Raw genomic sequence first — 11,662 nt, forward strand, 5'->3', positions numbered from 1 at the left:
GGAGCGTGACGGATTAATGTTCGTCTTCAATGCTCGAGCTCTAACTAACTTGAACCTCGCCAGTTTTGGCGAGGTTCTTTGTTGTATTAGAGGAAACAGAAATTTCCGGTCCGAATTGCACATGAAATCTGGCCCGACATGCGGCCAACGCGTGGGGGGATCCTAATGAACGGTGTGATGCAGAACATTGCGGCTGAAATATTCAAACAGGATGACTGGGGGCGAACGGCTCAGTACATTCCCGAACTTGCTGAAATTGACCCAAAGCAGTTCGCGATAAGCGTATGCCTGAACGATGGACATGTGTTTAGCGCGGGCTCGGCTGACACACCGTTTTCCATTCAGAGTGTATCAAAGGTCTTTACGCTTGTGGCGGCGCTTGGGCGAGTGGGGGACCAACTATGGAAAAGGGTTGGCAGAGAACCATCGGGGGCCACTTTCGATTCTGTCGTTCTATTGGAAATCGAGAAAGGTCGACCCCGCAATCCATTCATCAACGCTGGCGCGATTGTTACCACGGATGCTTTGCTATCCAAGCGAGAGCCTAAAATTGCACTTTCAGAAATACTTGGACTTGTTCGGCAAATGGCTGGATCAGACGAAATTCATATCAATCGCAGGGTAGCCGCGTCCGAACAGGCGACCGGATCCAGAAACATTGCGCTTGCGCATTACCTCAAATCCCATGGGAACCTCTTTAATTCACCGGAACTTACGCTTGGGGTTTATTTTCATCAATGTGCGATCGAAATGACGACCAAACAGTTGGCAATGGCTGGCCGCATTCTTGCTGGGTTGGATGGCGCTCCTCGCGTTATTTCGCGACATCATGCCCGCCGGGTAAACGCTCTGATGATGACTTGCGGACACTACAACGGTTCGGGTGATTTCGCTTACCGGGTGGGTCTGCCCGGAAAGAGCGGTGTTGGTGGTGGTTTGCTTGTTATCGCACCAAAAATCGCTTCTATCGCATTGTGGTCTCCTGGGCTGAATACTTATGGCAATTCGCATGCCGGAACACGCGCTGCTTCAATGCTCTCTCAGGCGACAAATTGGTCAGTTTTTTAGCGAGTTCCAAGAAGGTCCTCCTGGCTCGGAATAAGAGGGGACTGCACGCGATTTGGCGAGAAAGTAGCCAGACAACGGGATTATCCGCAGGCTGTAAGATTGAGAGGAACACAGATTCTGCTTTTGCAACGAATGGTGGCTTTGACTGGCATAGCGCCGCTTTGGAGGATCGGGTTAGATGTCGGCTATGGGCTTCACGCCGAAAATTGCAAAGTCCGTTTTCTGCGCATCGCAGACATTGGTGCTTTCAACAGCATCGGTTGGTTTGGGCTCGAAACAAACGTTCTCCGCGCACAGGATCAATGACTGCTATCCGGCGGATTACCGGCGTCGTTCGCAATCTACATCCCACAGTACAGTCGCGCGTGCATGAGACCGTCCGGGAACCGCCCATGCTGCATTTACTGCTGTCGCGAATCGAGCAAGCAACTGCTGAATTTGAAAGCATTGACGACCTGTTTCTTCTGCCTATCGGTGATCTGTCAAATTTGCCAAGCGTTTGCATGGAACATAATGCGGGCAAACAATTATCGAAAGTGTAATTTGATAGAAGATCTTACCATATAAGCACCCAGAAGCCGTCGCAAGCCAATGCAATATTGCGATGCCGAACCGCTGATACGAAGACTGAGATCGTTAGTTCGCAAGCATTTCTTCGATGCAGATATTGAACCTGTTTAGTGCCCCCTCGAAACGCCCGAATAGATGGCTTGGATTGCCGCGTGTGGCAAAGCCGGATTGGATTTCTTCGCCCAACTCGAAATCCTCCTTCAAGGCGGTCACGGTGATCTTTTGGTTTCTATCCCAATGCGCCTGCATCTCCTCCGTATCTGGCGCGGATCTCGGAACCAACGTTGCCATGCGGACATGGGTCATGTCATGGGCAATGGGTTCGAAATGGAACCACATAACATGATACTGCTGCACCAGCAGCTGAGTGTTCGTCATCAGGGTAAACACCATATTGGCATCCCGTCGGATCTCCCATTTGTCTTCGGGTGTATCGCGCAGATCCGGCATCGAAATGCGAGGCAGAATTGCACGCATGTGAGGGCCGAACATCTGGTATGTCAGTAGGTTGTCAGGGAAATAGGGGCCTATTGTGCTCTTGTGAGCAACCCGGAAATGATAAGCTTCCATCCCGCCTTCCATCAACAGCTTCCAATTTGCCTTGATGTCAATTTCCTGAATCGCTGCGATGCGGTGTTGATCTAAACCAATCCAGTCCAGATCGCGGCTTATACCCGCAAGCCAATTGTCCATCTCTGCAGCACCGGGATTGGCGATTATCCAGATAAATCCTTGCATTTCGACGCAGGGCAATTGGCGTAGGCCGCGTTCGGCGCGGGGCAGATCGGGAAATCCCTGTGCTTCTTGCGGCACGGCTCGCAACTCACCTTTGTTGGTCCAACTCCAGGCATGGTACGGGCAAGTGAAGACGCGCTTGCAGCCTTTGGCCTCCCGCTCCAACGTTGCACCGCGATGACGGCAGACATTGAGAAAGGCGCGGGCCGTTCCATCTTCGTCACGTGTCAGCAGAACGGGTAAGTCAAAGAACCGTTTGGTAAGGAAAGCGCGGGGTCCTTCCAGCTCCGAACTTTGCGCGACGATGACGGGGCGCCGCTGAAAGATCATAGCGCGCTCGCGCTCGAACCGTTCGGGGCTGGAGTAGCGTGAAATCGGGGAATGCGCGATCGTATCGTCAAGAAAAGCCGATTTCTGATCCGCGAGCCCGATGATCTCCTTTATCAGCCCGATTTCGGTTTGTCTGTCCATCGCTCGATCCTCTACTTACCAATCGGTAAGTTACTTACCACTTGGTAAGTTGCAGTGCACCTGATACGTAACGTCAGAAACGGAGTTCGATAGATGAACAGGCAGAATGATGCGAGGGCGGTCTATCTGGCAATTGCCTCGAAACAGTTTGCTGCGAACGGCTATCATGGCGTAAGCCTTGCTGCATTGGCGGGTGAAGCAGGTGTTTCAAAACAGGCGCTGTTGCACTTCTTTGGGACAAAGCAACAGCTGTACTCGGAGGTGCTTTCAGGTCTCGCTGATCGGCAATTTGCCGAAGTTGAAGCGGCAAAGCATCCTGACTCGATGATGCACCTCAAAGCCTATTTCAATCGTTTTCTGGCGTCCAACTTGTCACGGCCTGATGACGCACGCCTGACCGTTCGGGCGTTGCTGGACGCCGATGAGAACGCAAAGGTTTGGCCTATGAAGGTCTATCTGGACAGGTTAGTGGAAATTTCTCGCAGTACACCAGTTGGTCAGCATGCCAGTGAAACCGAACTGCGCACCCAAGTCTTTCAGCTGATCGGAGCGATTCAGTATTTTGCCATTTCCCTGAACGCGATCGGCGGAATGTACGGAAAAGCCAACGCCAAAGAGCTGGCTGGCAGTTTTTCCCAGCAAATCTCGGGCACAGTGGACAGCCTGTTTGGAGCGAACAAACCAACCGATACTGGAACCAAATGATCGCTCAGGGCTTGGCCTTTTGCTCAGTCGGTTGACCGCAGGTAGGGCAGTGATCGGTTTCTGACAACGTTTCAGCATGCACACGATCCCGGATCTGGTCTGCCGCGCGGCGAGACAACCCCAACTGCTTGCGAACGGCATCGATGTCTGCCTCGTCCGCCTCACAGATGTCGCCGTCTTCCAGCGCCTTTCTAAACTCGCGCTCCAGGCTGGCACGTCGGCGGTGCAGCTGATCATTCAGACCGCTGGCGATGATCCCTGCGGGCAAAGCGGCCATACCAATGCCGATCACTGTGATCGCAGCGCCGAAAACCTTGCCCGCGACCGTTACGGGGGTCACGTCGCCATAGCCAACGGTTGTCAATGTCGCCATCGCCCACCACATCGCTGCGGGGATGGAACCGAACGCCTCGGGTTGCGCCTTATGCTCTGCCAGCCAAGCACCGCTCGCCGCAAAGATCAGCATCACCATCAGGATGAAGAAACCCGCAAAGAACGCGCCAGCCTCTTCCTCGAACACGGCAAGCAACATGCCGAGTGCGGGCGAGTACCGCGTGAGTTTGAGTAGCCGCAACATACGGAAGGTCCGTAGCAGACGCAGGTCAACCGGGAAGAACAGGTAGAGCAGTGCTGGCAATATCGCCAGCAAGTCGATGATGGCGATCGGAGAAACGGCCCAGGACGCACGCGTTTCATACTTTGGGTTCTCCGCCGCGACCCAGAGTCTGGCCACGTATTCGACCACGAATACGAACAGAGAAAGACCCTCGAACAGGTTAAGCGCAAAACCCCAGCGGTCGTAGATAGAGTCGACCGTCTCAAGGATGACGGCAGCCACGTTCAGCGTTATCAGGGCGATCAGGGCTATTTCCAGCAACCAAGGACCCTTGGCAGCCCGGTCCGGGCGTTCGAGCCACCAATACACTCTTCTTCTTAGCCCGCTTGAACCTGTCACAGCTTCACTCATGTCGAAACTTCGACCAGGCGCGCATCAACGGAAACGCGATTTGCGAGAGTAGGGCGATACCCCAGACCAGATTGCCAACCAATGAAGGGACATGTGGGACAATGTAGAAACAGGCAATTGCCAGAACAATTCCGAACACCCGCACATCCCAGCGCCCGAAATTCGAGGCAAGGCGGTGTTCGATGACGTTCTGAAGCACCCAAAGCATGGCGATGTAACCGGCTAGGCCGAAACAGCCAAAGGCGGCATATTCAATTGGGTATGGCTCCCAGAACCCGACTTTGACCTCTGCAGCAAGGGCCACACCGACCATGACGCCGCAAAGCATCAATATCAGGTGCGCAAGCCACCAGATGACCAGGGTCGACACCTTTTTGTCCTTCGGTTTGGCGTTGCCGACAAAATCGAAATAGATCCAACACATCACGAACATCGAAACGCCGCCGATGATGAAGTTGACCAACACGTCGGGCGAGACTTTGTAGATGCCTTTTTCGGACAGGGTGACAACGAGTTTGAAGAACCCTTCGCCCAATACGATAAGTGTCAGCAGGGCAAACCGTTCAGCCATATGACCAAGCCGCGGGACGAACCGCTCGAAGCGCAGGACAGTGACACCGGGGATCATGTATAACGCCTGTGTGGCCACCATTGCGGCGGCGAATACCCAATTGGCAAGAGGTGTCGGCAGAAACGCCGTGATGGCAAAGATAACCGCAAAGGCCGAGAAGTTGCGGATCTGCACGGACGACATCGACTCGCCCGAGGAATTGACCCGTCGAGCCCGATAGTAAAGCGCTGCAATCATGGCCCGGTTCGCGGCAAAGCCCAGGGCGAAAAAGACCCAGCCCTTGCCGTCAATCGCAGGGATCGCCGCGGCCATGAACATCACCGTACAGATCATCACCGACATGATGAGGCGGTGCCAGAAATCGGTGCTGATGTAGATCGAATTGAAAATGCTGAGCTCACCCCACGCATACCATAGCGTGATGAAAACCCCGGCGAACACAAGAAATCCGTGCAAATCAAGGTGGTGCGACAGGTAGTTGCCCAACAGGAAGATCGTCACGACATGGATCAGGTCATAGAACAGCTCGGCCCAGTGGACGTGGTCATGTGCATGGTCAAGGTCTTGATGATGTTGAGGCTTTCGCCACATGGGGTGTTCGTGCAGGGCCATAAAGAATGAACTCATGAAGTTGATAGATTGAGGTGGCCGACATGCGGCCACCCTATGTCTGATTTTGGTATTGCACCAAGCTTGTCGCGCAGACCGACACCATACAACCCCTGCGATGGCTGCTCGGCAAGGGCATGCCGGGCAAAAAGCATCTGTCATGGGGTGTTCGAACCGCGACGGGCTCTGCAGGCGTCACGCGGCCTGATCGTTTTGCAGTTGCTGCAAGATTCGGGCGTAGTTCTCTTCGCCTTGTGCGCCGGTCACGAGGTGACGTTGGTTGAACACCATTGCAGGGACGCCCTGAATGCCTTGGCGGATCCAGAACTGCTCTTCCTGGCGCACGCTTTCAGCCCGTTCCCCGCTTTGCAGCATAGTCAAAGCTTTGGCACGGTCCAACCCGATACTGGCGGCTGCATCAGACAGAACCTGCAAGTCCGAGACGTCCTCGCGGCGCGTAAAGAACGCTGCAAACAGCGCCTGTTTCATGTCGTGCCCCTTGCCTTGTTCAGAGGCCCAGTCGATCAGTTGATGTGCGCGTAACGTGTTGTACATCCGCATGTCGTCCGCATAGTTGAAGGTAAACCCAAGCGCGCTTCCCAACTGCGTCAGGCGGGCACGTGCCTTGATCGATCCTTCCAGAGTCGTCCCGTGTTTTGCAGCCAGATGTTCGCGCAGGTTCTCTCCGCCCTCGGCCATTTGGGGGTTCAGCTCGAACGGGTGCCAATGGATATCAAGTTCGATCCCGGCATCGTGCGCGGCCTTGGCCAGTTGGTGATAGCCAATCACGCACCACGGGCAGACAACGTCCGACACGATGTCGACACGGATGGAGAGAGCGTCTTGCACGGTTCAGGTTCCTTTCACATCGCTGGAAAAACGCGCGGCGTTCTCCTTGGCAAAGGCACTGGCATCTGCGTCTGCATCCCAGAATTGAGGGTTTGCCTTGGGGATGGTCAGCGCTCGCTGCACGGCGGGCCGGGCATCAACGCGGTCGAACCATGCATTCAGATGCGGCAGGTCTGACACATCTACCCGTGCCCAGACATAAGCACGCGCCCACGGGTACAGCATCATGTCAGCGATGGTATATTCGTCTGCAGCGATCCACTCGCGCCCGTCCAGACGCGTGTTCATAACCTCCATCAAGCGGCGGCTTTCGTCCACGTAGCGACGGATCGAAAAGGGCTCTTCATGGCCATTGGGTGCGGCGATGTGTTGAAAGTACATCGCTTGCCCCATCATCGGACCGACGTGGCCCACTTGGAAGAACATCCACTGCATCACCTCGGATCGTTTGGCCGGGTCCGACGGCAGGAATTTTCCGTATTTTTCGGCCAGATGCCAAAGGATCGCGCCGGATTCGAAGATCGCGCGCCCTTCCTCACGATCTTCGATAGTCGGGATCTTACCGATAGGGTTCAGCGCCAGATAGCCCGGCGCTTTCTGTTCCTGTTTGGAAAAGTTGATGTGAGTCAGGTCGTACGGCACACCTGCCTCTTCCAGAAAGATGACCGGCTTGTAGCCGTTCATCGTGCCGGCGGTATAAAGGTGGATATCAGGCCGGGACATGTTCGACCTCGGCAAATGTGGCCTTCAGGTGCGCATCAAAGCGGGTAAAATCGGCTTCGATCTCCGGGTTCTTCATAACATCGAACGCTGCAAAAGTTGGCAGGGGCTGCATGGCCAAGAACCTTGCGTTCAGGTGCATCGGGCGCAGCAGATCATCAACGCTGCCACCGGCAAAGAACGGCTCGGATGCGTCGTCGAAAGCCTCTCTTGGCGCATTGAACGTGACCGACAGCATGTATGTCTTGCTGCTTAGCGTGCCGCCTGTACCGTAGTTGGCCTTGGGCGCGTCCGTTGTACGGCCATCCCCTGCACTCAGACGACCATCCATCCCGACCGTGTAAACCTCATCTATGTATTTCTTGAAAATCCACGGGACGCCCATCCAGTTCACCGGGAACTGCATGATAACTGTATCGGCCCAAAGGTGCGCTTCGACCTCGGCATTCGCGTCGTAACCATCGGCAACGGTGGTCACGCGCACCTCGTGCCCCATGGCTGTCAACGCCTCACGCGCATGGTCCGTCAGGCTGGCGTTCAACCGCCCGGGGGCGAAGTCGTAGGGCTGGGTGCCGTTCACGATCAGGATTTTGCTCATGTCCATATCCTATAGGTACAATCTCTGAACCCTTGACTTGTCTTGGGTTCAGAGGGAACTTGAGGATGCAGGTTGCAGAAATCAACCAGTATACTTTTAGTAACCTAGTTTCCTGAGTGAAAGGACGACGATGCGGGCACGGATTAACGAGGATGCCAAAGGACGTCGACAGGTCTCGGAGGCCTGCCTGGAGCCATGTGCCATCGAGCGTGGAATGCGGATCATCGGCGGAAAATGGACCGGATCGATCCTGTGGCACCTCAGGGATGGTCCTGTGCGTTTCAATGATATGTCCCGCATGATCGGAGGGGCCAGCAAGAAGATGATCACCGAGCGGTTGCGTCAGCTTGAGGAGCAGGGCCTGGTTACGCGGCAAGTGATGAATACCGCTCCGGTGTCCGTTCAGTATTCCATCACCGAGTTTGGCCGCACAGCGCTCGGGTTTCTCGACGAGCTAAGAAAGTGGAGTGAGGGGTTACCTAACGGTTTGAAGCGATGAGCTCTATCTGTTTGCTCGGATCTAAAAGCTAGTGTTTCTTGACCACGTAACAAACGTGGTTTGCGCCAATACAGCAGATGAAGTGACATGGTGACTTAGAATAGAACTCAGTGAGTTTGCTGGCCTAAAGAAAATAATACGCGCGTATTTTTATACAAAACAATTGAAATATACGCTTGCGAAGTTTTGGAGCGGCGGCGTGTTATTAAACAAATTCCTGTGGGGTCGTTCAGTGCCATTTTAGTTGTCCGGTCGGGTAACAGTTGTCCCGCAGGCCTCTAGTTCGAACAAACTAAGTTCTCGCACCCAAAGCGAACGGCTGCTTTGGCGTGCTGCACCGCAGCAGCGGTTTTGCGGGACTAATGGCAGTTAAGGGCCGATGATAATGCGTTTTCAAGCCGGGTGCTCATCAGTTTGAACATAATTGAACAATGTGGAAATTCTTATCGTTTTTCCTTAACCTTCCTTAAGGGGGAGTCACTAGTGAAACGTCGACTCACGGTCATTCTTGCTATCGATGTAGTCGGCTATTCCCGCCTCATGAGAGACGACGAGGCGGGAACACTAATAACTCTCAAAAGGCATCGTTCGGAACTAATTGACCCCAAGGCTGTTCAGTACGGAGGGCGAACCATCAAACTGATGGGCGACGGGGCGTTGATGGAATTTACCAGCGTTGTGGATGCGGTTCGTTTTGCAGTCGAAATACAGTGCGGCATGCCCGAAAGGAACTCTGATGTTCCCGCTGGCGACCTAATTGAATTCCGTATCGGAATCAACGTCGGTGACGTGATTGATGAGGGCGGGGACATTTACGGGGACGGTGTAAACCTTGCTGCAAGGATCGAAAGCCTTGCTCAACCCGGTGGAGTTTGTGTTCACCGCAACGTCTTTAGCCAGGTTCGCGGAAAACTGGATCTGGACTTTGAGGATTTGGGCCGAGTGAAGGTCAAGAATATTGAACTGCCTGTACCGGTCTTTAACGTGGAGCTGAATGAAAAAGCGACGCGGCTGGTATCTTCTGTCAAGATCACTAAGCCAAACCGAATTCCGTCCGCTGCCCGGGCGGCTGGTGTTGTCTTTGTTGCTCTAATCCTTGTTGTCGGACTAGTCGTGTGGCGCTTCAACGCACCTGATTTTCAGCCGGTGAAGATAGCAGAAATGGAACGTCCGCTGCCGGATAAGCCGTCGATTGCCGTGTTGCCATTCAGTGACCTGAGCCAGGGTAGCGACAAGGGCTACCTCAGCGACGCGATCAGTGAAGAGATCATTGCCAAACTTTCCCGCTTTCCTGAGTTTTTCGTAATCGCCCGAAACTCTAGCTTCTTCTACAGAGACAAGTCGGCAGATCTTCGCGATATCGCCAAGGAACTGGGCGTGCGGTATGTATTGGAAGGCAGTCAGCAAAAGTCAGGTGACAAGCTTCGCGTGAATGCGACCCTCATAGACGCGGCGGCCGGGAATGCGATTTGGACTGATACGTATGATCGCGACATGGTGGACATCTTTGCGCTGCAGGATGAAATCACCCGAACGATTGTCGCGACGCTGGAACAGAATATCGACCTCGCTGAATACGACCGATTGCTGCGTCAACCCACTCAAAGCCCTGGGGCATATGAGCTTGTTTATCTGAGCCGCGCGGAACGGTTGAAGTTCACACCGGCAGGCAATCAAGAAGCCAAACGGTTGGCTGAAGAGGCTATCGAGCTGGATCCGGCTTATTCGGTTGCCTATTTCAGCCTCGCCTGGGTGCATATCAACTGTGATCGCTGGGGATGGTGTGCCGATCGACCGCGAAAACAAGCCCTCGACCTTGCCTTCGCGGCGGCTCGCAAAGCTGTTGAGCTCGATCCTGACAGTTCTTTGGCGCATTGGGTTCTCGCTCACACGTTCATGCAGGCCAATAACCTTGAGCAAGCCGAAAAAGAGTATGACCGCGCCATCGCGCTTAACCCCAACTCGGCAGGTGTATTGGCGGGTTCCGTTGAAACGCTGGTTTACCTTGGCCGCGCGAACGAGGCTGTTGAAAGACTCCAAACCGCGATCCGTCTGAACCCCCATCATCCAGATTGGTACCTTTGGAGCCTCGCCTGGGCGCTGTATTTCACCGGTGAATATGAAGCTGGTCTCGAAGCGATAGATCGGATGACGAAAATACCTAACTTGGCGCGCCGTACGCAGGCGGCACTTTACGTACGATCGGGGCGGCTTGAGGATGCCAAAGGCTCGATAGACAAATTGCTGGAAAATCAGCCTAACTATACGATTGAGGACCAACGACACAGTCTCAGCGGAAAGTTCTTAGATAAAAGCGTTCCTGACGGCTTTATTGACGATTTACGTGCTGCTGGATTGCCGGATCGGCGCGCTGATTGATGGTTTTGATACTGACTAATTGTAACTTGAATGATCATTATGTATCGCGTGGATTTGCATCACGGTATAATTTGCGACCTCAACGAATGGCAGATAAGTGGGCTGCATTTGCAGTATTCACAATCCATCTCCAAGGTCAGCTATGTAAAACCCAGTGGCGAATGCTCGGTTTGGGCTGTGACCAGCCGTCTAAGTGAAGAATTGCCGATGACCAGTCCGAGTCGAATAAATGGTATTGCCTGCATTGTGAATCATCGATGACGGGCAAGCAGATTGCGAAGAGCCTTTGGCATTGCCAAACTTGTAGCACCTCTCAGGCGCTGAAAACTATTTCCGGATAAAAGGGTTAAGTTGAGTCTTTCGGAGTAAAATAGCTATCGCCCTGAGCCAGGATAAACTGCGACACATCGGTTCAAGGTAGCAGCTCGCAGATTGCTTTGTTTTTTCTTGGATTGTCTTTTAGGTCCAAGAGCAAGTCTTCCAGTTCTGGCTGTTTGAGGGCTTTTGCAGCTTCTTTAGGCGAAAACCAATGCCTCTTTCTTTCGTGCCTTTCCTTCCACCGGTGCTTTACCTTATCGACGTAGAGCGGGTAGACGGTGGCTTTCACCTGGACACTAGTGCCGTCGTCAAAAACCTTAGCGTACTCAAACTCACCGATGGGCTTGCGAGAAATTATACCTTCCACCCCAGCCTCCTCCAACGCTTCTATTTCTGCCGCGCGCCAGTCTTGCTCACCATCCATCGGCCAGCCCTTAGGTATGATCCAGCGACCCGTGTCACGCGACGTGATAAGGAGCACCTTGAGGCGGTCACCGAACAATTGCAGAGGCAATGCTGCAACTTGTTTAGTACGCTGAACCATTATGCTTTTCGTCTTACACAGCAGGTTGAAGTTATGATGTGAATGATCCTTTCCGACTG

General features: G+C 53.7%; 11 protein-coding genes. 4 read left to right on the forward strand and 7 right to left on the reverse strand.

The features are described 5' to 3' along the window. Positions 1-165: 165 nt before the first annotated feature. The gene (locus ACR0IV_RS10765; RefSeq protein ID WP_480659058.1) at positions 166-1,068 is read left to right on the forward strand and encodes a glutaminase; all 903 of its coding nucleotides are present in this window, start codon (positions 166-168) and stop codon (positions 1,066-1,068) included. Between the two features lie 636 nt (positions 1,069-1,704). On the opposite strand, the gene ACR0IV_RS10770 is transcribed toward ACR0IV_RS10765, so the two are convergent. Beyond that, positions 1,705-2,844, reverse strand: coding sequence for an aromatic ring-hydroxylating oxygenase subunit alpha (locus tag ACR0IV_RS10770; protein WP_480659059.1), 1,140 nt, complete (start codon positions 2,842-2,844; stop codon positions 1,705-1,707). Positions 2,845-2,937: 93 nt separating this feature from the next. Here ACR0IV_RS10770 and ACR0IV_RS10775 point away from each other — a divergent pair, with 93 nt between their 5' ends. Beyond that, positions 2,938-3,549: a TetR/AcrR family transcriptional regulator gene (locus tag ACR0IV_RS10775; RefSeq protein WP_480659061.1), complete on the forward strand. Its 612-nt coding sequence runs from the start codon at positions 2,938-2,940 to the stop codon at positions 3,547-3,549. A gap of 4 nt (positions 3,550-3,553) precedes the next feature. On the opposite strand, the gene ACR0IV_RS10780 is transcribed toward ACR0IV_RS10775, so the two are convergent. The 5 genes from ACR0IV_RS10780 to ACR0IV_RS10800 all read right to left on the reverse strand — a co-directional run bounded on the left by ACR0IV_RS10780 (position 3,554) and on the right by ACR0IV_RS10800 (position 7,863). Continuing rightward, the gene (locus tag ACR0IV_RS10780) at positions 3,554-4,516 is read right to left on the reverse strand and encodes an ion transporter (RefSeq protein WP_480659063.1); all 963 of its coding nucleotides are present in this window, start codon (positions 4,514-4,516) and stop codon (positions 3,554-3,556) included. Then, the gene (locus tag ACR0IV_RS10785) at positions 4,509-5,699 is read right to left on the reverse strand and encodes a low temperature requirement protein A (protein WP_480733994.1); all 1,191 of its coding nucleotides are present in this window, start codon (positions 5,697-5,699) and stop codon (positions 4,509-4,511) included. The genes ACR0IV_RS10780 and ACR0IV_RS10785 overlap by 8 nt, the downstream gene beginning before the upstream one ends. A 192-nt stretch (positions 5,700-5,891) precedes the next feature. Further along, positions 5,892-6,545 carry a DsbA family oxidoreductase gene (locus ACR0IV_RS10790; RefSeq protein ID WP_480659066.1) on the reverse strand — a complete coding sequence of 218 codons (654 nt, stop codon included), beginning with the start codon at positions 6,543-6,545 and terminating at the stop codon, positions 5,892-5,894. Between the two features lie 3 nt (positions 6,546-6,548). Next, positions 6,549-7,268, reverse strand: a complete 720-nt coding sequence (locus ACR0IV_RS10795) for a glutathione S-transferase family protein (protein WP_480659068.1) — start codon at positions 7,266-7,268, stop codon at positions 6,549-6,551. Further along, entirely contained in the window at positions 7,255-7,863 is a 609-nt protein-coding gene (locus tag ACR0IV_RS10800; RefSeq protein WP_480659069.1) for an NAD(P)H-dependent oxidoreductase, read from the reverse strand. The genes ACR0IV_RS10795 and ACR0IV_RS10800 overlap by 14 nt, the downstream gene beginning before the upstream one ends. 130 nt (positions 7,864-7,993) lie before the next feature. On the opposite strand from ACR0IV_RS10800, the gene ACR0IV_RS10805 reads away from it, so the two are divergent. Further along, positions 7,994-8,362 (forward strand): winged helix-turn-helix transcriptional regulator, encoded by a 369-nt coding sequence (locus ACR0IV_RS10805; protein ID WP_480659070.1) that lies wholly within the window; start codon positions 7,994-7,996, stop codon positions 8,360-8,362. 483 nt (positions 8,363-8,845) lie between these two features. Continuing rightward, positions 8,846-10,741: an adenylate/guanylate cyclase domain-containing protein gene (locus tag ACR0IV_RS10810; RefSeq protein ID WP_480659071.1), complete on the forward strand. Its 1,896-nt coding sequence runs from the start codon at positions 8,846-8,848 to the stop codon at positions 10,739-10,741. Between the two features lie 412 nt (positions 10,742-11,153). On the opposite strand, the gene ACR0IV_RS10815 is transcribed toward ACR0IV_RS10810, so the two are convergent. Beyond that, positions 11,154-11,603 (reverse strand): NUDIX hydrolase, encoded by a 450-nt coding sequence (locus ACR0IV_RS10815; protein ID WP_480659072.1) that lies wholly within the window; start codon positions 11,601-11,603, stop codon positions 11,154-11,156. Positions 11,604-11,662 lie beyond the last annotated feature (59 nt).

This window comes from Ruegeria sp. C2 (assembly GCF_056537765.1).